Source organism: Streptomyces mayteni (assembly GCF_054783955.1).
In genome coordinates this window covers 43392-65708 of record NZ_BAAGPR010000024.1, presented here as the reverse complement: position 1 = coordinate 65708, position 22317 = coordinate 43392, and the positions used below count along the sequence as shown (strand labels likewise).

18 protein-coding genes are annotated in these 22317 nt (G+C 72.6%); 15 read left to right on the top strand and 3 right to left on the bottom strand.

The features are described from left to right. Positions 1-100 precede the first annotated feature (100 nt). The 4 genes from ACYVPE_RS13890 to ACYVPE_RS13875 all read left to right on the top strand — a co-directional run bounded on the left by ACYVPE_RS13890 (position 101) and on the right by ACYVPE_RS13875 (position 2992). On the top strand, positions 101-868 hold the full coding sequence (locus ACYVPE_RS13890) for an SDR family oxidoreductase (RefSeq protein WP_461033848.1): 768 nt from the start codon (positions 101-103) through the stop codon (positions 866-868). Positions 869-954: 86 nt separating this feature from the next. Beyond that, positions 955-1563: a YdbC family protein gene (locus ACYVPE_RS13885; RefSeq protein WP_461033847.1), complete on the top strand. Its 609-nt coding sequence runs from the start codon at positions 955-957 to the stop codon at positions 1561-1563. 45 nt (positions 1564-1608) lie between these two features. Then, positions 1609-2274 carry a histidine phosphatase family protein gene (locus ACYVPE_RS13880; RefSeq protein ID WP_461033846.1) on the top strand — a complete coding sequence of 222 codons (666 nt, stop codon included), beginning with the start codon at positions 1609-1611 and terminating at the stop codon, positions 2272-2274. 13 nt (positions 2275-2287) lie between these two features. Further along, a complete protein-coding gene (locus ACYVPE_RS13875; RefSeq protein WP_461033845.1) occupies positions 2288-2992 on the top strand; it encodes a ribonuclease HII in 705 nt (234 codons plus the stop codon). 52 nt (positions 2993-3044) lie between these two features. Here ACYVPE_RS13875 and ACYVPE_RS13870 read toward each other — a convergent pair whose 3' ends face one another. After that, positions 3045-5276, bottom strand: coding sequence for a RecQ family ATP-dependent DNA helicase (locus tag ACYVPE_RS13870; protein ID WP_461033844.1), 2232 nt, complete (start codon positions 5274-5276; stop codon positions 3045-3047). Positions 5277-5418: 142 nt separating this feature from the next. On the opposite strand from ACYVPE_RS13870, the gene ACYVPE_RS13865 reads away from it, so the two are divergent. The 5 genes from ACYVPE_RS13865 (at position 5419) to ACYVPE_RS13845 (ending at position 12267) form a co-directional block, all read left to right on the top strand. Next, a complete protein-coding gene (locus tag ACYVPE_RS13865; protein WP_461033843.1) occupies positions 5419-6570 on the top strand; it encodes a DUF4192 domain-containing protein in 1152 nt (383 codons plus the stop codon). Positions 6571-6600: 30 nt separating this feature from the next. Beyond that, complete coding sequence (locus ACYVPE_RS13860) at positions 6601-7341, top strand: NUDIX hydrolase (RefSeq protein WP_461033842.1); 741 nt, start codon at positions 6601-6603, stop codon at positions 7339-7341. Between the two features lie 91 nt (positions 7342-7432). Next, positions 7433-9223, top strand: coding sequence for an ATP-binding cassette domain-containing protein (locus ACYVPE_RS13855; protein ID WP_461033841.1), 1791 nt, complete (start codon positions 7433-7435; stop codon positions 9221-9223). Between the two features lie 155 nt (positions 9224-9378). Beyond that, positions 9379-10344: a FadR/GntR family transcriptional regulator gene (locus tag ACYVPE_RS13850; protein ID WP_461033840.1), complete on the top strand. Its 966-nt coding sequence runs from the start codon at positions 9379-9381 to the stop codon at positions 10342-10344. A gap of 285 nt (positions 10345-10629) precedes the next feature. Then, entirely contained in the window at positions 10630-12267 is a 1638-nt protein-coding gene (locus ACYVPE_RS13845; RefSeq protein WP_461033839.1) for an RNA polymerase sigma factor, read from the top strand. A gap of 247 nt (positions 12268-12514) precedes the next feature. Here ACYVPE_RS13845 and ACYVPE_RS13840 read toward each other — a convergent pair whose 3' ends face one another. Continuing rightward, complete coding sequence (locus tag ACYVPE_RS13840) at positions 12515-12745, bottom strand: DUF7455 domain-containing protein (RefSeq protein ID WP_132816144.1); 231 nt, start codon at positions 12743-12745, stop codon at positions 12515-12517. A 434-nt stretch (positions 12746-13179) separates the two neighbouring features. Between ACYVPE_RS13840 and ACYVPE_RS13835 the strand changes: the two genes are divergently transcribed. Continuing rightward, positions 13180-15297, top strand: a complete 2118-nt coding sequence (locus ACYVPE_RS13835; protein ID WP_461033838.1) for a DNA gyrase/topoisomerase IV subunit B — start codon at positions 13180-13182, stop codon at positions 15295-15297. Positions 15298-15310: 13 nt separating this feature from the next. Here ACYVPE_RS13835 and ACYVPE_RS13830 read toward each other — a convergent pair whose 3' ends face one another. Beyond that, positions 15311-16219, bottom strand: a complete 909-nt coding sequence (locus ACYVPE_RS13830; RefSeq protein WP_461033837.1) for a sucrase ferredoxin — start codon at positions 16217-16219, stop codon at positions 15311-15313. Positions 16220-16317: 98 nt separating this feature from the next. On the opposite strand from ACYVPE_RS13830, the gene ACYVPE_RS13825 reads away from it, so the two are divergent. The 5 genes from ACYVPE_RS13825 to ACYVPE_RS13805 all read left to right on the top strand — a co-directional run bounded on the left by ACYVPE_RS13825 (position 16318) and on the right by ACYVPE_RS13805 (position 22240). Next, positions 16318-17331, top strand: coding sequence for a LacI family DNA-binding transcriptional regulator (locus tag ACYVPE_RS13825; RefSeq protein WP_461033836.1), 1014 nt, complete (start codon positions 16318-16320; stop codon positions 17329-17331). A gap of 107 nt (positions 17332-17438) precedes the next feature. Continuing rightward, entirely contained in the window at positions 17439-18812 is a 1374-nt protein-coding gene (locus tag ACYVPE_RS13820) for an ABC transporter substrate-binding protein (protein WP_461033835.1), read from the top strand. 1 nt (position 18813) lies between these two features. Then, on the top strand, positions 18814-19725 hold the full coding sequence (locus ACYVPE_RS13815) for a carbohydrate ABC transporter permease (RefSeq protein ID WP_461033834.1): 912 nt from the start codon (positions 18814-18816) through the stop codon (positions 19723-19725). A 13-nt stretch (positions 19726-19738) separates the two neighbouring features. After that, complete coding sequence (locus ACYVPE_RS13810; RefSeq protein ID WP_461033833.1) at positions 19739-20608, top strand: carbohydrate ABC transporter permease; 870 nt, start codon at positions 19739-19741, stop codon at positions 20606-20608. 27 nt (positions 20609-20635) lie between these two features. Further along, on the top strand, positions 20636-22240 hold the full coding sequence (locus ACYVPE_RS13805; RefSeq protein ID WP_461033832.1) for a glycoside hydrolase family 13 protein: 1605 nt from the start codon (positions 20636-20638) through the stop codon (positions 22238-22240). The last annotated feature ends 77 nt before the right edge of the window (positions 22241-22317 follow it).

The window sequence follows — 22317 nt, the reverse complement described above, 5'->3', positions numbered from 1 at the left end:
TCCCGCGCACCGTCGTCTCCGGACGTCCCGGAACGTCTCGGGGACCGGATGCGCGAAATGGGTGATTCCACCACAATGGGGGTGGTGGAAGGCGGTGCTCATGAGCGTGATCCTGGTGACCGGCGGGTCGGGGACGGTGGGGCGCGAGGTGGTGGCCCGGCTGCTGGAGGACGAGCACGAGGTGCGGATCCTCAGCCGGCGGAGCCGCGACGAGGGTGAGCGCCTGCCGGTGCGGTGGTTCACCGGTGACCTCAAGACCGGGCGTGGGCTCGGGCCTGCGATGGCCGGCGTCGACACGGTGGTGCACTGTGCCACGACCGGCGGGCGGAGCGACATCACCGTGACCCGGCGGCTGATCGGCGCGGCGCGCGAGGCGGGGGCCCCGCACCTCGTCTACATCTCGATCGTCGGGGTCGACCGGGTGGCCACCTTTCCCTACTACCGGGCGAAGCTGGAGTGCGAGCGGCTGGTCGAGGAGTCGGGGCTGCCCTGGACGATCCTCCGGGCCACCCAGTTCCACAGCCTGATCACCCGCTTCGTGCACGCGCAGCGGCTGCTGCCCGCGGTGTTCACGCTGGGCGGCGGTGTGCGGCTGCAGCCGGTGGAGGCCGCGGAGGTCGGCCGGCGGCTGGCGGAGCTGGCGAGCGGCGAGCCGCTGCTGGGGCGGGCGGGTGAGATGGCCGGGCCCGAGATCCGTTCGGCCGAGGAGTTGACCAGGGAGGCGGTCAGGGCGGAGGGGCTGCACCGGCCAGTGGTGCCGCTGCGGCTGCCGGTCAAGTCGTTCCAGGCCGTGCGGGACGGGGCGTTGCTGTCACCGGAACATGCCGACGGCCGGGTCTCCTTCGAGGAGTTCCTGGCTCATCACTGAAGGACCGGTCGTGACGAAGGGCGCGGACCGCCCGGCGACTTGGCCGGTGTTCGGGGGGTCGGGTCAGTTGGCCGTACGATGGCGCGGTGCTGGTCAAGTGGATGCGATGCACCGTGGTCGACAGGGTCGGCTTCGAACGGGGGCAGCGAAAGTGGGCGGGGCTGCTTGGGGAGCCGGGGTTTCGAGCGCAGGGTGGCGGCTGGAGCCGCACCCGGTCGGGGGTGGTGCACCTGTTCGGCTTCTGGGAGAGCCGGGCGTTCTACGACTCCTTCATGGCGCGGTCCCACGACCGGCTCGCGGCCAGCCAGACCGGCACCTTCCAGGACATGCGGGTGCGACTCTTCGAGCACCGGTTCGACGTCAAGACCGGTTTCCAGCCGCAGTTCACGGACGCCGACCTGCTGCGGGTGGCGCACTGCCAGGTGCACCAGGAGCGGGCGGAGCACTTCGCGTTGATGCAGGAGAAGGTGTGGAACCCGGCGATGGCCGGCTCGCCCGGCATGCTGCGCGGGGTGTTCGCGGAGGCCGAGCCGGAGAGCGAGTTCCTGGTGCTGTCCATGTGGGACTCGGCAGCCGAGCGGGCCAAGTACCGCACGGAGCGGGTGGAGCGGCTGGCGCTGCGGGCCCAGATCGGGGCCGACGTCGCCGCGATCGCCGGGGACGTCATCGACATGGAGCCCTCGTGGACGGTGTGACGAGGCTTGGCCGGCCGTCCGAAAGCCGTCGCATAGGCTGAGGCCATGGCACAGCCGCGGCGTATCGTGCTCATCCGACACGGAGAGTCACAGGGAAACTATGACGATTCCGTCTACGAGCACATCCCCGACCACGCTCTGGAGCTGACGGCCAAGGGCAGGCTCCAGGCGAAACACGCCGGGGAGAACCTGCGCGACGTGTTCGGCCAGGAGCGGGTGTCGGCCTATGTCTCGCCCTACCGCCGCACCCATCAGACCTTCCAACTGCTCGGCCTCGACCCCACCCGGGTGCGGGTGCGCGAGGAGCCGCGGCTGCGCGAGCAGGACTGGGGGAACTGGCAGGACCGCCAGGACGTGCTCCGCCAGAAGCGCGCCAGGGACGCCTACGGGCACTTCTTCTACCGCTTCGCCCAGGGTGAGTCCGGTGCCGACGTGTACGACCGGGTCGGGGCGTTCCTGGAGAGCCTGTGGCGGAGCTTCGAGGAGTCGGACCATCCGCCCAACGTGCTGCTGGTGACGCACGGGCTGACGATGCGGCTGTTCTGCATGCGGTGGCTGCACTGGACCGTCTCCGAGTTCGAGTCGCTCTCCAACCCGGGCAACGGCGAGACGCGGGAGCTGGTCCTCGGCCGGGACCGCCGCTACCACCTGGACCGGCCCTTCGAGCACTGGCACACACCCGAGCGGCCCTTCCAGGGCTGGTGTGCGTAGGGTGGGTGCCGCCATGCCCTACGAACCTCCCACCCACCGCGTCGAACGGTCCATCAGAGCGCTCACCGGGGCCCGGCTCGTCGCCGGTGTCGACGAGGTGGGCCGGGGCGCCTGGGCCGGCCCGGTCACCGTGTGCGCCGCCGTCACCGGGCTGCGCCGCCCGCCCGAGGGGCTCACGGACTCCAAGCTGCTCACCCCGCTGCGCCGGGTGGCCCTCGCCGAGGTGCTGACGGACTGGGTGACCTCGTACGCGCTGGGGCACGCCTCGCCGCAGGAGATCGACGCCCTGGGCATGACCGCCGCGCTTCGACTGGCGGCCGTCCGCGCCCTCGAAGGGCTGCCGGAGCGGCCGGACGCGGTGATCCTGGACGGCCAGCACGACTATCTGGGCGCTCCCTGGCAGGTGCGCACGGTCATCAAGGGCGACCAGTCCTGCGTGGCGGTGGCCGCCGCCTCGGTGATCGCCAAGGTGCGCCGGGACGCGATGCTGGCGGAACTGGGCACCGAGCACCCCGAGTTCGGCTTCGAAAGCAACGCCGGCTACCCCTCGCCCGTGCACCGTGCGGCCCTGGAGGAGCGGGGCCCCACGCCGCACCACCGGCTCTCCTGGGCCTACCTGGACGCGCTGCCCCGCTGGCGCCACCTCAAGCTCCCCTCCCACCGGGACGCCGCGGCGGACGAGTCCCTCGAGGACGCCGGCCAGCTCGGCATGTTCTGACGAGGCGCCCGCCCGCCAGGCCGCCGACCCACCAACTCGCCGCCTCACCTCCTCATGCCTGCACCGCGAGGACCAGGGGGAGCACCCGGTCCGCGCCCTCGGCGCGCAGCAGCCGGGCCGCGAGCGCCAGCGTCCACCCGGAGTCGGTGAAGTCGTCGACCAGCAGCAGCGGCCCCGGTGTCGCCCTGATCGCCTCGGCGGTGCCCCCGGCCAACTCGAGCGAGCCGTGCAGTTCGAGCACCCGGCGGCCGCTGTTGCTGCGTTGGGCCCGGGCCGCGTGCTCGGCGTGCTGGACCATGCCGAGCAGTGGCATCCGGCCCGCCGTGGCGATCCCCTCGGCCAGCGAGCCGACCAGCCGCGGCCTGGCCCGGGAGGCGACGCCCACCACGCCCACCGGTCGGTCGAGCGCTTCCGGACCGCCGGCTACCCAACCGCCGGGCCCTCTGGCCCAGTCGGCGAGGACGGCCACCACCGCGTCGAGCACGTCCTTCGGGAGCCGGCCGTCCTCCGCGCCGGGGGCCAGCATCGGGCGCAGCCGGTTCCCCCAGCCGATGTCCGAGAGCCGCCCCAGCGCCCGCCCCGGCTCCGCCTGCTCGCCGGCCGGGATCCGGCCCTTCAGCTGGAGCCCGATCGCGGGCAGCCCGGTCGGCCACATGCGCCGCGGCTCCAGCGCTATCCCCGGCCTGGTCAACTCGCCGCGGGCCGCCTCCAGGGCCACGGTCGTCACGCCGGTCTCGAACCTCCCGCCCGAGCAGTTGTCGCACCTGCCGCACGGGGCGGCCTCCGGGTCGTCGAGCTGGCGCCGCAGGAACTCCATCCGGCAGCCCGTGGTGGTCGCGTACTCCCGCATGGCCTGCTGCTCCGCGGCCCGCTGACGCGCGACCCACGCGTAACGCTCGGCGTCGTACTCCCAGGGCTTGCCGGTGGCCGACCAGCCGCCACGCTCCCGGCGCACCGCGCCGTCCACGTCGAGGACCTTGAGCATCATCTCCAGCCGCGACCTGCGCAGCTCGACCTGCGGTTCGAGGGCGGGCAGCGACAGCGGCCGGTCGGCGGCCGCGAGCACCTGGAGGGTGTGCCTGACCTGCGACTCGGGTGGGAAGGCCAGCGAGGCGAAGTAGCGCCAGATCGCCTCGTCCTCCGGGCCGGGCAGCAACAGCACCTCGGCCTGGTCGACGCCGCGGCCGGCGCGGCCCACCTGCTGGTAGTAGGCGATGGGGGAGGAGGGGGAGCCCAGGTGGATGACGAAGCCCAGATCGGGCTTGTCGAATCCCATGCCGAGCGCGGACGTGGCGACCAGCGCCTTGACGCGGTTGGCCAACAGATCGTCCTCGGCGGCGACGCGGTCGGCGTTCTCCGTGCGGCCGGTGTAGGCGACGACCCGGTGGCCGCACGCCGTCAGGTAGGCCGTCACCTCCTCGGCGGCCGCGACGGTGAGGGTGTAGATGATGCCCGAGCCGGGCAGCCGGCCCAGATTGCCGTCGAGCCAGGCGAGACGGTGCGCGGCGTCGGGCAGCCCCAGCACCGAGAGGCGCAGGCTCTCCCGGTCGAGCGGGCCCCTGAGCACCAGGGCCTCCGCCGAGTCGCCGCCGGTGCCCAGCTGCTCCGCGACATCGGCCGTGACCCGGGAGTTGGCCGTGGCCGTGGTGGCCAGCACCGGGACCCCCGCGGGGAGCTCGGCGAGCATGGTGCGCAGCCGGCGGTAGTCGGGCCGGAAGTCGTGGCCCCAGTCGGAGATGCAGTGGGCCTCGTCGACGACCAGCAGGCCGGTGCTGGCGGCCAGCTCGGGGAGCACGGTGTCCCGGAACTCCGGGTTGTTGAGCCGCTCGGGGCTCACCAGCAGCACGTCCACCTCGCCGGCCGCCACCTCGGCGCGCACCGACTCCCACTCCTCGCTGTTGGAGGAGTTGATGGTGCGGGCGGAGATGCCCGCCCGCCGCGCGGCCTCGATCTGGTTGCGCATGAGCGCGAGCAGCGGCGAGATGATGACGGTGGGGCCGCTGCCCCGCTCCCGCAGCAGGGCGGTGGCGACGAAGTAGACCGCGGACTTTCCCCAGCCCGTGCGCTGCACGACCAGCGCCCTGCGGTGCTCCGCGACCAGGGCTTCGATGGCTCGCCACTGGTCGGGGCGCAACGTGGCCTGGCCCGTGTCGTCGCCGACCAGCCGGGCCAGCACGGTGTCGGCGGCCTCGCGCAGCCGGGCCCGCTCCGGGGTGTCGGGCCCCGGTGCGGTGGATTCGGTGGCGGTGGAGTGCGGGGGAGCTCCCGCGGATGCTTGCTGCATGCCCCCCATGCAAGCGGATGACGGGGACGATCTGCCAACCGCCCTGTGGAAAACCCACTCATACATATGACTCACATGATTTATGCGGCGATCTGTGGATAACTTTCCGCATCGATCCCCCAACCCCCGGCACGCTCCTGGCATGACCCACCACACCGATTCCCTCCGCGAAGTGACCCTCACCGCCGACAACCGCGTCACGCTCCGCGGCCCGGCCGACCTCGCCGACGCCCTGCCCTACCTGCTCGGCTTCCACCCGGACGACTCGATCGTGCTCGTCGCCCTGCACGGGCAGCGCGGCCGGGTGGGCGGGCGGATCCGCACCGGGATCCCGGGCGATCCCGAGAGCTGGGCGGAGACCGCGGAACAGCTCGCCGGATGCCTCGCCGACAGCGGCGGCAAGCACGGCGGCAAGCCGGACGCGGCCGTCGTCTACCTCTGCCAGGAGCCGTCCGCCGGGGCCGGCCGGGAGGCGATGGAACGCCTGCGCCCGCTGGCCCAACTGCTCCGCACGGCCTGTGGGGCGCTCGACATCCCCGTGTACGAGGCCCTGTTCGTCTCCGACGACCGCTACTGGTCGTACTGCTGCCCCGGCACCGGATGCTGCTCGGGCGAGGGCAGCGAGCTGCCGCGGCGCGGCAGCTCCCCGATGGCCGCGGCGGCGGCCTACGCCGGCATCCGTGTGCGCGGCTCCCTCAGGGAGCTGGAGCGCAGGTTCACCCCGCTCGGGCAGCCGCACGCCGCGCGCCAGGTCCGGGCCTTCGACGCGGCGGCCGAGGCGTTGCTGCCGCGGATGCTCGACGGGGCGCCCGACCTCCCGGCCGTCCGTGGCGAGACCGCCGAGCTGGCCGAGCGGCTGCTGAGCCGCTTCCGCCGGGCCTCCGCTCCCGGCGATCCCGACGACCCCGCGGCCGATGCCAGGGACGACGCCCTGCTCACCTCGGAGGAGGCGGCCCGGCTGGTGCTCGGCCTCCAGGACCGGCTGGCCCGCGACCGCGCGGCGGAGTGGATGGAGGGAGCCGAGGCGGATGTCGCGCTGCGCCTGTGGCGGGCGCTGGCCAGGCGCTGCGTGGCCGCCTACGAGACCCACGCGGCCGCCCCGCTCACCTTGGCCGGCTGGGTCTCCTGGTCGATCGGCGACGAGCTGGGAGCCCGGGTGGCGCTGGGCAGGGCGCTGGAGATCGAGCCCGAGTACGTCTTCGCGAGGCTGCTCCACCAGGCGTGCAACGAGGGTCTCGATCCCGAGCCGTTGCGCCGCTGCATGCGGCAACAGCGGGCCGCCCGCGAGCACTGACCGGGCGTCGGGGGCCCCTATGATCACGGCATGCCCTACGACCCGTCGGACTTCCCGCCGTTCGCCGTCACCGTCGATCTGGTCGTGCTCACCGTCCGGCGCCACGCGTTGTGCGCGCTCACGGTCACCAGGGGCGAGGAGCCGTTCCAGGGGCAGTGGGCGCTTCCCGGGGGCTTCGTCCGGGCCGACGAGGACCTGGCCTCCGCCGCGGCGCGCGAGCTCGCCGAGGAGACGGGGCTTCACACGCAGGACGCGGGCAGCCAGCACGCCGGGGCCCACCTGGAACAGCTGGCGACCTACGGCGATCCTGGGCGTGATCCCAGGATGCGGGTGGTCAGCGTCGCGCATCTGGTGCTGGCCCCCGGTCTGCCCGCCCCGACGCCGGGGGGCGACGCCGGGGGCGCCCAGTGGACGCCCGTGCCGGGGCTCCTCGCGGCCGCGGGCGGCGCCGGGAGCGGGCGGCTCGCCTTCGACCACGCGCGGATCCTCGCCGACGGGGTGGAGCGGGCCCGGTCGAAGATCGAGTACTCGTCGCTGGCGGCCGCCTTCTGCCCGGCCGAGTTCACGGTGGGGGAGCTGCGCCGGGTCTACGAGGCGGTCTGGGGGGTCGCCCTCGATCCGCGCAACTTCCACCGCAAGGTCACCGGGACCCCCGGCTTCCTGGTGCCGGTCGGTGGCACGACCACCCGGCAGGGCGGTCGCCCGGCCCAGCTCTTCAGGGCGGGCGAGGCCACCGCCCTGAACCCGCCGATGCTGCGCCCCGAGGTGTAGCGGGGCTGGACCGCCCGGCCCGCGCGTCGCCCGGAAAATGTCATATGTCCCGTTATGGTGCCGTGGAGTGCACGCTCAACGGGAGATATCGATGATCCAGGCCATCGGACTCACCAGCGCGTCCCGCCGCGGCCGGTCGCCGGCCGTCGAGGATCTCAGCTTCGAGGCACGCCCAGGCCACGTCACCGTGCTGCTCGGGCCCCCGGGATCCGGCAAGTCGGCCGCGCTGCGGCTGATGCTCCAGCTGTCCCCGGGGCGCGGCGTCGCGCTCTTCCGCGGCCGCCCGATCGCCAGGGTGCCGCATCCGTCCCGGGAGGTCGGCGCCCTGCTCGGCGACGTGCCCGGGCACCCGTGGCGCACCGCGGCCGGCCACCTCCGGATGCTGTCGGCGGCCGCCGGGGTGCCCGCCGAGCGGGCCGACGAGGCACTGGAGGGCGTCGGCCTCGGCGGCCTCGCCGGCCAGCGTCTCGGCACCCTCTCCCGGGGCATGGACCGCAGGCTCGGGCTGGCCGCCGCGCTCATCGGGGATCCGCACACCCTGGTGCTCGACGAGCCCTCGCTCGGCCTCGCCGCCCGCGAGACCGCCTGGCTGCACGGGCTGTTGCGCGAGCGCGCCGAGCGGGGCGGCGCGGTCCTGATCACCACGCGGGAGGTGCCGGAGGCCGTCGGCGTCGCGGACCGGGTGATCACCCTCGACGCGGGGCGGCTGGTGGCCGACCAGACCGGAGCGGACTTCGCCCGCACCCGGCTGCGGCCGCGGGTGGCCGTGCGCACCCCGCACGCCGAGCGGCTGGCGGCGGCGCTGACCGGCGAGTCCCGCGCGGCCGCCGGCGGCGAGGGCGAGCCGCCCCTCGAGATCGTCCGCGAGTCGGGCAACCGGCTCTCTGTGTACGGCAGCAGCTGCGCCGCCGTCGGCGAGGTCGCCTTCAGACACCGAGTGCTCGTACACCAACTCGCCGACGAGGAAGGAGACTCGGGCGACCGGTCGACCGTCGGCCCGCTGCTCCGCGCCGACGGTCGGTCGCCCGCGGCGGCGCCCTCGACCGACGCCGCCAGGCCGGCGACCCCGCGGCCACGGAGTTCCCTGCTCCCGCCCGAACTGCCCGTTCTCCCCCCGCCCGGCCCGAGTTGGCCGTTGCGCTACGAACTGCGCCGCTGGGCGGGCGTGCCCACCGGATGGTGGGTGAAGGCGGCCGCGCTGTTCTGCGGGCTGGTCGCCGCGCTCTGCCTCGCCGCCGCCGGGGCCCGCCCCGCCGAGCGGGTGCTCGCCGGTTGGGCCGAGCCGCTGCCACTGCCGCCCGTCGCCATGGCCGCCGGCCTGTTGGGAGCGCTCTCCTTCGGCCACGAGTTCAGGTACCCCGCGCTCGCCCCCTCCCGGGTGCCGGTGCCACGCCGACTCTCGCTGCTCGCGGGCAAGCTCGTCGTCTCCGCGCTCGCCGCCGTCGCGCTGTGCCTCGCCGCGCTCGTGATCAACTCGGCCGCGCTCACCGCGCTGTTCGCCGAGGGCCGCCGCATCTCCGGCTCCTGGGACGTGGCGCTCTCCGGCACCGTTGGGCTCTCCGTCGGCTGCGCCTGGGCCGGGCTGCTGGCGGCCGGGATCTTCCGCTCCACGCTGGTCGGCTCGGCCGCCGTCGGCGCGGTGCCCCTGCTGCTGGCGCCCGCGTTGCGGGCCGCGCTCGACAGTGGCGCCGGGCGCTCCCTCGACGGACTGCCGGGCAGGCTGCACGCGTTGACGACGCTGCCGCTCCCCTCCGGCGTGGACCGCTGGCTGTCGGCGTCCGCGGCGCTCGCCACCCGGCCCGTCGGCTGGGCGCTGCTGCTCTCGCTCGCCGTGCTGCTCTGCGGGTACACGCTGGTCTGCCTGCGCAACAGCCCACGTTGATCGGCGAGTCGGCCGGTCGCCCCACCCGCCCCAAGGCGCCGGCGCGGCCCCAACTGGGCGGCGGCGCGGGAGGTTGCTCGACCGCCGTCTCGACCGGCGTCCATTTCCTTACGGTTAGGCGTCAATTATGCGGGAGCCGCCGATCACCCTTTCGTGTGCTTTTCACCAAAGACCTCAAGGTGTCAACGAGGGCCGCCGACAAAGGAGGCGTGACTACCCTTGCGCACTCCATGATGACCGCCACCCGTTCCGCCGACTCCGGCCCCGCCGGCCCGGGTGAGCTGGACCGCTACTCGTACGCCGAGTCGACGGGAGCGGCTCGCACCACCAACGCGCCGGCCTGGGACGGCCCCGACACCGACATGGGGCGGGTCGGCCGCCGCGCCGCCGGCAGCCGGGGCCGCGGGCTCCACGGCCAACTCGTCCAGCAGCTCGGCCAGATGATCGTCTCCGGCGACCTCGGCGCCGACCGGCCGCTGGTTCCCGAGGAGATCGGCCAGCGTTTCGAGGTCTCCCGCACCGTGGTCCGCGAGTCGCTGCGGGTCCTCGAGGCCAAGGGCCTGGTGAGCGCCCGGCCCAACGTGGGCACCCGGGTCCGCCCCGTCGGCGACTGGAACCTGCTCGACCCCGACATCATCGAGTGGCGGGCGTTCGGCCCGCAGCGCGAGGACCAGCGTCGTGAGCTGTGCGAGCTGCGCCTGACCATCGAGCCGCTGGCCGCCAGGCTCGCCGCTCGCGACACCAGGGAGGAGGTGCGGCAGCGTCTCGGCGACATGGTCGACATCATGACCCACGCCCTCGCCCAGGGCGACGCGCTCACCTTCTCCCGCGCCGACGCCGAGTTCCACGCCCTGCTCCTCCAGGCCGCCGGCAACCGCATGCTGGAGCACCTGTCCGGGATCGTCGCCTCCGCGCTCCAGGTCTCCGGCGGCGCCCCCTCCGGCTGTGAGCACCCGACGGAGGGCTCGGTCGCCCAGCACCAGCGCATCGTGGACGCCGTCACCTCAGGGGAGCCGGCCGCCGCCGAGACCGCGATGCGCCACCTGCTCTCCCTCTCCACGGACGGCGCCGCGGCCGCGGCGGGCTCGGACCATGTGGTTCCCGCCCCGCGCGAGCACTGAGCCGGCGGAACGACACGCGACCCGGCGTCGTCGGGGCCGACCCGGCAGGGTTCCGGCGGCGCCTCGGGCCCGACTCGTCGCCGTCGGGTCGCGATGTGACTCGCGCCACGTGCGAGCCGCGTAACGCTTCGGGAAGCAGCGCGATGATTGAAGAGGTGGCCGTAGTGTCCGGACCGAGGGTCCGCAGCACCGCGCCACCACCGCCGGCCCACCCCGCCGTCGGTCACGGTTCCGCTTGCTTCGGGCGGGCCCTAAGCCGTTCCCAGAGTTTCCGAGAGGTTGTTCGTGTCGGCCAGCACTTCCCGTACTCTCCCTGCCGAGATCGCCGAGTCAAATTCTGTGATGGCGCTGATCGAACGGGGAAAGGCTGAGGGGCAGATCGCCGGCGATGATCTGCGCCGGGCCATCGAGGCTGACCAGATCCCGAAAGCCCAGTGGAAGAACGTTCTGCGCAGCCTCAACCAGATCCTCGACGAGGAGGGCGTGACGCTGATGGTGAGTGCCGCCGAGGCGCCCAAGCGCACCCGGAAGAGTGTCGCCGCGAAGACGACGGCCAAGCGCACCGCGACCAAGACCGTCGCGGCCAAGACGGCTCCGGCCAAGCAGGCCACCGCCATGGCTCGCCCGGAGGATCCGGCTGGTGAGGTCGAGCGCGCCGAGGCGGCGGGCGGCTCCGTGAGCCGTCCCGCGGCGAAGAAGGCCGTGGCCAAGAAGGCGGTCGCCAAGAAGGCCCCGGCGAAGAAGGCCGTGGCCAAGAAGGCGCCGGCCGCCAAGAAGGGCCCCGTCGCCACCAAGAAGACCGCGGGCAAGAAGGACGAGCCGAACGGCAAGTCGGAGCTGGCCGACGAGTTCCTGGACGGCGACGAGGAGGGCCTGGAAGAGCCCACCGACCGCGCCGTGCGGGCCGGTGCCGCTCCCGGTGAGGGCCCCGAGGGCAAGCAGGAGAACGAGGGCTTCGTCCTCTCCGACGACGACGAGGACGACGCCCCGGCCCAGCAGGTGGCCGCCGCCGGCGCCACGGCCGACCCGGTCAAGGACTACCTCAAGCAGATCGGCAAGGTCCCCCTGCTCAACGCGGAGCAGGAGGTGGAGCTCGCCAAGCGCATCGAGGCGGGTCTCTTCGCCGAGGACAAGCTGGCCAGCTCCGACAAGATCGCGCCCAAGCTGCGCCGCGAGCTGGAGATCATCTCCGAGGACGGCCGCCGGGCCAAGAACCACCTGCTGGAGGCCAACCTCCGGCTGGTCGTCTCGCTGGCCAAGCGCTACACCGGCCGCGGCATGCTCTTCCTGGACCTGATCCAGGAGGGCAACCTCGGTCTGATCCGCGCGGTCGAGAAGTTCGACTACACCAAGGGCTACAAGTTCTCCACGTACGCCACCTGGTGGATCCGGCAGGCGATCACCCGCGCCATGGCCGACCAGGCCCGCACCATCCGCATCCCGGTGCACATGGTCGAGGTGATCAACAAGCTCGCCCGCGTCCAGCGGCAGATGCTCCAGGACCTGGGCCGTGAGCCCACCCCCGAGGAGCTGGCCAAGGAACTCGACATGACCCCGGAGAAGGTCGTCGAGGTCCAGAAGTACGGTCGGGAGCCGATCTCGCTGCACACCCCGCTCGGCGAGGACGGCGACAGCGAGTTCGGTGACCTCATCGAGGACTCCGAAGCCGTGGTGCCGGCCGACGCGGTCAGCTTCACGCTGCTCCAGGAGCAGCTGCACTCCGTGCTCGACACGCTGAGCGAGCGCGAGGCCGGCGTCGTCTCGATGCGCTTCGGCCTCACCGACGGCCAGCCCAAGACGCTGGACGAGATCGGCAAGGTCTACGGGGTGACCCGGGAGCGGATCCGGCAGATCGAGTCCAAGACCATGTCCAAGCTGCGTCACCCGTCCCGCTCGCAGGTGCTGCGGGACTACCTCGACTGAGGCGGCAGCCCGGGCGCGGGGCCCGAGAGCCCCGTCCCGGCGCGCCTGAACGGCCGGTGGCCCCTCTCGGGGGCCGCCGGCCTTCTCGCGGCGTCATGGGAGGCTGCCGTGGCCCGCAGGAAGGGCCTGGAGGGCAGGGAAACGGGCGGTCACCGCGCGTGCACGGGTGACCGCCCGTTGTCCGGTCGACACACCGACCGGACGGAGCCCGTCGTCAGGGGGACGCGATACGTCGGATCTCGGTCGATCAGCGTTCGTCGTCGCTCGCGGATGCGGGAGTCGCGGTGAGCTTCTCCGTCTCGTCCTGTATCTCCGCGGCGATCTTCTTGAGCTCCGGCTCGAACTTGCGGCCGTGGTGAGCGCAGAACAGCAGCTCTCCGCCGCTGATGAGGACCACGCGAAGATACGCCTGGGCACCACAGCGGTCGCAGCGGTCCCCAGCCGTCAGCGGGGTCGCGGGGGTCAGAACAGTAGTCACGTCGCCTCTTCTCTAGCTCGACGAGCTGTCGTACCAGGGACAACATCCAACCAGGCCGAGAACGTTCCCGCTCGCGGCTTCTCGATGGAAAAATTTCTCCCGAGATGGCCGAACGCTGCCCGGTGGCGGCGAATGAGCCGTATTGCAGTCGCTTGGTGTAATGCGTCGTCTAGTTGTTTTGTTCCGGCTACCTCGGTGTATCCGGGGGCCCTCCCTTGTTCAGGAGGACGTGCCCGGAGCCTAAATGGTTCATGCCTCGAAGGGAACGTGATGTACACGTCACCCAGACGAGTTATCGAACGTGTGAGCGATGCTCGGCTACCCTGGATACTTCCCGGGGAGCCGCACAACCGCTCTACAGGGCCTCGGTACCCTCTGAGCGGCGACCGCCACCACATCTGGGCCAGATCAGAATTCAGCGAGGAGCGAACTGCGTGACCGCCGACACGTCCGTGCAGTCCACAGCACTGTTGACCGGGGCCGACCCGGCAGGCAACTACACCGCGCGGCACCTGCTCGTCCTGGAGGGTCTCGAGGCGGTCCGTAAGCGGCCGGGCATGTACATCGGGTCCACGGACAGCCGGGGGCTGATGCACTGCCTCTGGGAGATCATCGACAACGCCGTCGACGAGGCCCTGGGCGGGCACTGCGACCGGATCGAGGTGCTGCTGCACGGCGACGGCTCGGTCGAGGTCCGGGACGACGGGCGCGGCATCCCCGTCGACATCGAGCCGAAGACCGGGCTCTCCGGCGTCGAGGTCGTGATGACCAAGCTGCACGCCGGCGGCAAGTTCGGCGGCGGCTCCTACGCGGCCTCCGGCGGCCTGCACGGCGTCGGCGCCTCCGTGGTGAACGCCCTCTCCGCCCGGCTCGACGTGGAGGTCGACCGGGGCGGCAGCACCCACGCCATCAGCTTCCGGCGCGGCACCCCCGGCGTCTTCGCCAGGACCGGGCCCGAGGCCCCGTTCGCCCCGGCCAACGGCCTGCGCAAGGCCAAGAAGATCCCCAAGACCCGCACCGGCACCCGGGTGCGCTACTGGGCGGACCGGCAGATCTTCCTCAAGGACGCCAAGCTCTCCCTCGACACCCTGTACGCCCGCGCCAGGCAGACGGCCTTCCTGGTCCCCGGGCTGACCATCACGGTCCGTGACGAACGGGGTGTCGACGGTGCCGAGCCGTCCGAGGAGGTCTTCCACTACGACGGCGGGATCAGCGAGTTCTGCGAGTTCCTGGCCTCCGACAAGCCGGTCTGCGACGTGCTGCGGCTCACCGGCCAGGGCACCTTCAAGGAGACCGTCCCGGTCCTCGACGACCGCGGCCACATGATCCCGACTGAGGTCAAGCGCGACCTGGACGTGGACATCGCGCTGCGCTGGGGCACCGGCTACGACAGCACCGTGCGGTCGTTCGTCAACATCATCGCCACCCCCAAGGGCGGCACCCACGTCACCGGCTTCGAGCGGGCCGTCACCCGCACCGTCAACGAGGTGCTGCGCGCCACCAAGCTGCTGCGGGTCGCCGAGGACGACGTCGTCAAGGACGACGCCCTGGAGGGCATGACCGCGGTGGTCACGGTGCGGCTCGCGGAGCCGCAGTTCGAGGGCCAGACCAAGGAGGTGCTCGGCACCTCGGCCGCCTCCCGGATCGTGGCCCAGGTGGTCGGCAAGGAGCTCAAGGGCTTCCTGACCTCCAGCAGGCGGGACGACAAGCAGCAGGCCCGCGCCGTGCTGGAGAAGGTCGTCGCCGCCGCCCGCACCCGGATCGCCGCCCGCCAGCACAAGGAGGCCCAGCGCCGCAAGACGGCCCTGGAGTCCTCGGCGCTGCCGGCCAAGCTGGCCGACTGCCGCAGCGACGACGTGGACCGCAGCGAGCTGTTCATCGTCGAGGGCGACAGCGCGCTCGGCACGGCCAAGCTGGCCAGGAACTCGGAGTTCCAGGCGCTGCTGCCGATCCGCGGCAAGATCCTGAACGTTCAGAAGTCGTCGGTGTCCGACATGCTGAAGAACGCCGAGTGCGGCGCCATCATCCAGGTGATAGGAGCCGGCTCGGGGCGTACCTTCGACATCGACCAGGCACGCTACGGCCGGGTGATCTTCCTGGCCGACGCCGACGTGGACGGGGCGCACATCCGCTGTCTGCTGCTGACGCTGTTCCAGCGCTACATGCGGCCGATGGTCGAGCAGGGCCGGGTCTTCTCGGCCGTGCCGCCGCTGCACCGGATCGAGCTGAGCAACCCGAAGAAGGGGCAGGACAAGTACCTGTACACCTACTCGGACGCCGAGCTCCGCGAGACGCTGCTCGATCTGGAGCGCCGCAAGGTCCGCTTCAAGGAGTCGATCCAGCGTTACAAGGGCCTCGGCGAGATGGACGCCGACCAGCTGGCCGAGACCACGATGGACCCGCGCCGGCGCACCCTGCGGCGGATCAACATCAACGACCTGGAGGCGGCCGAGGAGGCGTTCAGCCTGCTGATGGGGAACGAGGTGGCGCCTCGCCGCGAGTTCATCACCAACTCGGCGGCCACGCTCGACCGCTCCCGCATCGACACGTAGTCGCGGCGCCGGCTCAGGGGGACGGCGGCGCGCTCGGCAGGGTGACGATGTCGGTGACGGCGATCCGTGGGCGGGTCTCGAAGAGCGCGCCGCAGCTGGCGGGGGCGGGTTCGCCGGCGGTGTGCTCCGCCACCGTCACCCGCCAGCGGCGGCCGTCCGTGTGGCCCACCACGATCCCGTCCCGGCCCCGGTCGGCGAGCACGGCCAGCGCGTCCAGGCCGTGCTCACCGGTGGCCTCCCGGACGGCCAGCTCGGCGGCCTGGCCAGGCCGGTCCCAGGCGGACCGGCCGCGGCAGCCTTCCGTGACCAGCTGGCCGTCGTCCAGCGCCGCCAGGACGCTCTTGACGCCCACCGCGGTCATCCGCCCGTAGGCGTAGCCGTGCGGCAGGACCAGCAGCGTGGGGGAGAAGCGGTGCCCGCCGATGTGGCTGATCTCCCAGACCTCCGAGCCGCCGCTGGCCACCAGCTCGGCGGCCAGCGGCCGGCCGAGCAGCGCGCAGCAGCGGTCGCGCCGGCCGTTGGTGCACACCAGGGTCAGCGGCTCGCCGCGGTGCGGCTCCCAGCGTCCGTCGTGGTCGCCGGCGCCGAGCCTGGCGAAGTCCAGGTCGAGCAGGCGCTCCGGGCGCACGTGGTCGGTGACCCGGACCCAGGCGTTCCCCGGCAGGGTGTGGGCCAGGTAGGCGCGGCGGCCTCCCGGGCGGTCGGCGTGCCGCCCAGGCCGGCGGATGAGCGCCACCCGGACGCCGGTGCCGGCGGTGGCGGCCTCCAGGGCCCGGCCCACGGCGGGGTCGAGGTGGCTGTCGACCAGGGCGTCGGGGCCCCAGGGGCCCGGCTGTTCGATCAGCAGCCAGGTCCGCGCGGCGCTGGCGGTCCCGGCCAGCGGCTCCGTCAGGGCCTGGGAGAGGGTGGTGCACGTGCTCACCCAGGTAAGGCTAGCCTCTCCTGACCCGGGCGCCGCTCCCGTCCCTTGGTTCGGGGGTGACGCAAGTGACTTGCGTGGCTTGCATTATTCTTGCGGCCATGACACGACGACTTGCGCAGGTCGCGCAGAAGGTGGGGGTCAGCGAGGCCACGGTCAGCCGGGTGCTCAACGGCAAGCCCGGGGTCTCCGAGGCCACTCGGCAGGCCGTCCTCACGGCGCTCGACGTGCTCGGCTACGAGCGCCCCACCCAGCTGCGCGGGGAGCGCGGCCGGCTGGTCGGCCTGGTGCTGCCCGAGCTGAGCAACCCGATCTTCCCGGCGTTCGCCGAGGTGCTCGGCGGGGTGCTCGCCCAGCGCGGCCTGGTTCCGGTGCTGTGCACCCAGACCCCGGGCGGCGTGCAGGAGACGGACTACGTCGACCTGCTGCTCCAACAGCAGGTCTCCGGCGTGGTGTTCGCCGGCGGTCGGTACGCGCAGGCGGACGCCTCGCACGACCACTACCGGCTGCTCGCCGAGCGGCGGCTGCCGGTGGTGCTGATCAACGCCTCCGTGCCGGGGCTCGGCTTTCCGCAGGTCTCCTGCGACGACGCGGTGGCGGCCGAGCAGGCGTGGCGGCACCTGGTCTCGCTCGGCCACGAGCGGATCGGCCTGGTGCTCGGCCCGAGCGACCACATGCCGTCCCAGCGCAAGCTGGCCGCCGCCCGCGCGGTGGCCGCGGCCGCCGGCCGGGAGCTGCCGGACGACCTGGTGGCCAGGGCGATGTACACGCTCGAGGGCGGGCAGGCGGCCACCGCGACCCTGCTGGAGCGCGGCGTCACCGGCGTGATCTGCGCCAGCGACGTGATCGCGCTCGGCGCGGTGCGCGCGGCCAGGCGGCGTGGGCTCGGGGTGCCCGACGACCTGTCCGTGGTGGGCTTCGACGACTCGGCGCTGATGACCTGCACCTCGCCGCCGTTGAGCACGGTGCGACAGCCGATCGAGGCGATGGGGCGGGCGGCCGTGGAGATGCTGGTGGCCCAGTTCGGGGGCCGCGACGTGGCCCGCGGCGAGCTGCTGTTCGAGCCGGAACTGGTGGTCCGCGAGTCGACAGGGCCCGCACCCCGCGAGGCGTAGTCAATTTTTTTCCCTTTACACGCAGGATATTGCGCGCTGCTGACTCCGGTGGTTGAGTGTGCGCCACTCTGTGGTCACGCCGTGCCGTGCCGACGAAGGGGTCCCTCATGACACGCAGCGCGCACCGGCGGCTCCGCGTCCGCCTCGCGACCGCCACCGCCCTCGTCCTCCCGCTCGCCCTGGTCGCCTGCTCATCCGGCGACGGCGCCACCGGCGACGACGGGCGGATCCGGCTCGACATCAACGGCCAGCCGCCCGGCACCGACGAGCGTGAACTGCGGGTCTTCCTCGCCGAGATCGCGGCCTTCGAGGAGGCGCACCCGGACATCGACATCGTTCCGCACGAGGGCTTCATGGAGCCCGAGACGTTCAACACCCGGGTCGCGGGCGGCGACCTGGAGGACGTCTTCTACGTCTACTTCACCGACCCCGCCGGCATCATCGAGCAGGGCTACGCCGCCGACATCACCGACCACCTCGCCGACGTACCCCGGCTCGACCAGGTGCGGCCCGAGCTCCACCGGGTCTTCCAGGACGAGGCGGGCCGCCAGTACGGCATCCCCACCGCCAACTACTCGATGGGCCTGCTCTACAACCGCGACCTCTTCGAGCGCGCCGGCCTCGACCCCGACGCGCCCCCGACCACCTGGGAGGAGGTCCGCGAGGCCGCCGACGCCATCGCCGAACTCGGCGGCGGCGTCACCGGCTACGGCGAGTGCACCATCGACAACACCGGCGGCTGGCACCTGACCGCCGAGATCTACTCCAGGGGCGGCCTCGTCGCCGAGCCGGAGGGCGAATCCCACCGCGCCGCGTTCGATGCCGCCCCGGCGCGCGGGCTGCTGCGCACCCTCCAGGCCATGCGGTGGGAGGACGACTCGATGGGCAGCGACCAACTCCGCTCCTGCGAGGACCTGATGGTCCAGATGGGCGCCGGGCAGCTGGGCATGTACATAGCCGCCCCGGACAACCTGCCCACCCTGGTCAGGCAGTACGAGGGCTCCTACGAGAACCTGGGCCTCGCCCCCGTCCCCGACGGCCAGGCCACCCTCGTCGGCGGCGAGGGCTACATGGTCAACGCCAACGCCACGCCCGAGCAGATCGACGCCGCCCTCACCTGGCTCCAGTGGCGGTTCGTCAACCCGGACGAGATCGAGCGCCGCATCCGGGAGAGCCGCGACGACGGGCTGCCGGTCGGCCTCCCCATGCCGCCCACCCCCGACATCTGGACAGCCGGCGAGACCAGGGACGCGGTCGAGGCGCTCAAGGAGCAGTACGCCAACGTTCCGGTGGAGCACGTCGCGCCCTTCATGGAGGCGGCTCCCGAGATCGAGGGCCGGATCGAACCGCCGCGGGCCCAGGAGGTCTACGCGATCCTCGACAACGTCATGCAGGCCGTGCTGACCGAGCGCGACACGGACGTCGACGCGGTGCTCGCCGACGCGGCGGAGCAGGTCGACCGGATCTACGGCGCCTCCTGAGATGGCCCTCCGAGGAACGGCGACCGCGCCGGCCGCCCGGGCCACCAGGCGGCGGCTGACCGAACACCTCACCGCCTACGGGTTCCTGTGCGGCGCGCTGGTGGTCTTCGCCGTCTTCGCCTGGTACCCGGTCGTCAGGAACGTGGTCCTCGCCTTCCAGGAGGTGAACTTCGTCCGCGGCTCCAGCTGGGTCGGCCTGGAGAACTTCCGCCACGTCCTCGACGACCCGCTGTTCGCCACCGCCTGGCGCAACAGCGCCCTGTTCACCCTCTACGCGCTGGTGCTCGGCTTCGGTGTGCCGTTCGTCGCCGCCGTGCTGATCAACGAGTTCCGGCACGCCCGCGCCTACTTCAGGGTCCTCGTCTACCTGCCGGTGATGCTGCCGCCCGTCGTGGTGGCCCTGATGTGGCGCTGGTTCTACCAGCCGGAGGGCGGGCTGATCAACGAGGTGCTCGGCACCGCGGGGCTGCCCACCTCCCAGTGGACCAACTCCCCTGACACCGCCCTGATCTCGCTGGTCATCGTCTCCACCTGGGCCAACATGGGCACCGCCACCCTGATCTACCTGGCCGCCCTCCAGACCATCCCAGGCGAGCTCTACGAGTCCGCCGAGCTGGACGGCGCCGGGCTCTGGCGACGGCTGTGGCACGTGACGGTCCCGGGGACCCGCTTCGTCATCCTGATGCTGCTGCTCCTCCAGGTGGTCGCCACCATGCAGGTGTTCACCGAGCCCTTCGTGATGACCGGCGGCGGCCCGCAGGACTCCACCGTCACCGTGATGCTGCTCGTCTACCGCTACGCGTTCGTCCACCACGATTTCGGCGCGGCGAGCGCCATGAGCCTGCTGCTGCTCCTCGTGCTCGCCGCCTTCTCCGCCGCCTACCTGCGGGTCACCCGCGGCCGGGCCGACTAGCGGGAGGTCGTCCATGCGCACCCTGGTCCGCCCGGCCGCCCTCAGGACGCGCCGCGGCCGGCTCGTCTACTGGTCCCTGTTCACCGTCACCCTCCTGCTGTTCACCCTGGCCTTCGTCATCCCGCTCTACTGGATGGTGACCGGCGGCATGAAGAGCTCGCCTGAGCTCGCCAGGAACCCGCCCACGTACGTGCCGGAGGAGTGGCACCCGGACACCTACGCGGACGCCTGGAACCGGCTCGACCTCGCGCGCTACTTCGGCAACACCCTCACCCTCATCGGCGGCGCCTGGCTACTCGGGCTCGCGATCCAACTGCCGGCCGCCTACGCGCTCTCCCGCCTCCGGCCGCGGTTCGGCGGCCTGCTGCTCGGGCTGATGCTGGTCACCCTCATGGTCCCGGCCACCGTGCTGCTCGTGCCGACCTACCTGACCGTCACCGACGTGCCGCTGGTCGGCCTCAACCTGGTCAACAACCCCGCCGCGGTCTGGCTGCCGGCCGCCGCCAACGCGTTCAACATCTACGTCCTCAAGAACTTCTTCGACCGGATACCAGGCGAACTCCTGGACGCGGCGCGCATCGACGGCGCCGGACCGCTCGCCGTGTTCCGGCGGATCGTGCTGCCGCTCTCCCGCCCGATCATCGCCGTGGTGTCGATCCTCTCCGTCACCGCGCTCTGGCGCGACTTCCTGTGGCCCCTCGTGGTGCTGCCCGACCCGGCCAGGCAACCCATCACCGTCTACCTCCAACGGATCTCCGACAGCACCTCGCTCAATCTGCTCATCGCCGGGCTCGTCCTGGCCAGCATCCCCCTGATCGTGCTCTTCCTGGTCTTCCAGCGCCACATCGTCGCCGGCCTGACCGCCGGCGGACTCAAGGGCTGAGCGATCACCGGAAAGGAACCTCACTCCGTGCCGCACCAAGCCAGCGACTGGTGGGGCAGCGCCGCCATCTACCAGGTGTACATCCGCAGCTTCGCCGACGGCGACGGCGACGGAACCGGCGACCTGGCCGGCGTCCGGGCCAGACTGCCCTACCTGGCCGACCTCGGCGTCGAGGCGCTGTGGTTCACCCCCTGGTACGTCTCGCCACTCGCGGACGGCGGCTACGACGTCGCGGACTACCGCGCCATCGACCCCGCGTTCGGCACCCTGGCCGAGGCCGAGAAGCTGATCACCGAGGCCGACCGGCTCGGCCTCCGCACCATCGTGGACGTCGTCCCCAACCACGTCTCCGCCGAGCACCCCTGGTTCCGGGCCGCGCTCGCCGCGCCGCCCGGCAGCGCCGAGCGGGCCCGCTTCCACTTCCGCCCCGGGCGCGGCCCGGGCGGCGAACGGCCGCCCAACGCCTGGCGGTCCGAGTTCGGCGGCCCCGCCTGGAGCCGCACCACCGAACCCGACGGCACCCCGGGCGAGTGGTACCTGCACCTGTTCGCGCCCGGCCAGCCCGACCTCGACTGGTCGCACCCCGACGTCCGCGCCGAGCACGAGGACGTGCTGCGGTTCTGGTTCGAACGCGGCGCCGCCGGCATCCGGATCGACTCCGCGGCGCTGCTCGCCAAGGACCCGGAACTCCCGGACTTCGACCCCGAGCACGACCCGCACCCCTACGTGGACCGGGACGAGCTGCACGACGTCTACCGCTCCTGGCGGGCCGTCGCCGACCACTACGGCGGCGTGCTGATCGGCGAACTCTGGCTGCCGGACGTCGAGCGCTTCGCCCGCTACCTGCGCCCCGACGAGCTGCACACCGCCTTCAACTTCGACTTCCTCGCCTGTCCCTGGGACCCCGACCGGCTGCGCCGCTCCATCGACGCGACGCTCGCCGCGCACGCCGGCGTCGGCGCCCCCGCCACCTGGGTGCTCAGCAACCACGACGTGACCCGCACCGTCACCCGCTACGGCCGCGCCGACACCGGGTTCGACTTCGCCGCCAAGCGCTTCGGCACCCCCACCGATCCGGCCCTCGGCACCCGCCGCGCCAGGGCCGCCGCGCTGCTCACCCTCGCCCTGCCGGGCGCCGTCTACCTCTACCAGGGCGAGGAACGCGGCCTGCCGGAGGCCGAGATCCCGCGCGACCGCATTCTCGACCCGATGCACGACCGGTCGGGCGGGATCGACCCGGGCCGCGACGGCTGCCGGGTGCCGCTGCCCTGGGAGGGCACCGAACCCCCCTACGGCTTCGGCGGTGCCGCCACCTGGCTGCCGCAGCCAGCCGACTGGGCGCCCTACACCGTGGACCGGCAGGCGGCCGACCCCGACTCCATGCTCAACCTCTACCGCACCGCGCTCCGGCTGCGCCGCGCCGGCCCGCCGACCGCCGCCGACGGGCTGCGCTGGCTGCCCACCGCGCCGGGACTGCTCGCCTTCGCCCTGCCCGACGGGCTGATCTGCGCGGTCAACCTGGCCGCCGAACCCGCCACGCCACCGCCCCACTCGGAGGTCCTGCTGACGTCCGGCCCGCTGGACGACGCCGGCCGGCTGCCGCAGGACACCGCCGCCTGGCTGCGCGGCTGACCGACCCCGCGCCGCCCGGCACAGCACAGGAGCACCACAGCACGGCAGCACAGCACGCACCGTTCCCGCACCGCACA

What these genes read in the sequence shown, in the direction of transcription:
- ACYVPE_RS13890 (WP_461033848.1), top strand. Translation starts at nt 101, where the DNA reads ATGAGCGTGATCCTGGTGACCGGCGGGTCGGGGACGGTGGGGCGCGAG.
- ACYVPE_RS13880 (WP_461033846.1), top strand. Translation starts at nt 1,609, where the DNA reads ATGGCACAGCCGCGGCGTATCGTGCTCATCCGACACGGAGAGTCACAG.
- ACYVPE_RS13875 (WP_461033845.1), top strand. Translation starts at nt 2,288, where the DNA reads ATGCCCTACGAACCTCCCACCCACCGCGTCGAACGGTCCATCAGAGCG.
- ACYVPE_RS13870 (WP_461033844.1), bottom strand. Translation starts at nt 5,276, where the DNA reads ATGCAGCAAGCATCCGCGGGAGCTCCCCCGCACTCCACCGCCACCGAA.
- ACYVPE_RS13865 (WP_461033843.1), top strand. Translation starts at nt 5,419, where the DNA reads ATGACCCACCACACCGATTCCCTCCGCGAAGTGACCCTCACCGCCGAC.
- ACYVPE_RS13860 (WP_461033842.1), top strand. Translation starts at nt 6,601, where the DNA reads ATGCCCTACGACCCGTCGGACTTCCCGCCGTTCGCCGTCACCGTCGAT.
- ACYVPE_RS13855 (WP_461033841.1), top strand. Translation starts at nt 7,433, where the DNA reads ATGATCCAGGCCATCGGACTCACCAGCGCGTCCCGCCGCGGCCGGTCG.
- ACYVPE_RS13825 (WP_461033836.1), top strand. Translation starts at nt 16,318, where the DNA reads ATGACACGACGACTTGCGCAGGTCGCGCAGAAGGTGGGGGTCAGCGAG.
- ACYVPE_RS13820 (WP_461033835.1), top strand. Translation starts at nt 17,439, where the DNA reads ATGACACGCAGCGCGCACCGGCGGCTCCGCGTCCGCCTCGCGACCGCC.
- ACYVPE_RS13815 (WP_461033834.1), top strand. Translation starts at nt 18,814, where the DNA reads ATGGCCCTCCGAGGAACGGCGACCGCGCCGGCCGCCCGGGCCACCAGG.
- ACYVPE_RS13810 (WP_461033833.1), top strand. Translation starts at nt 19,739, where the DNA reads ATGCGCACCCTGGTCCGCCCGGCCGCCCTCAGGACGCGCCGCGGCCGG.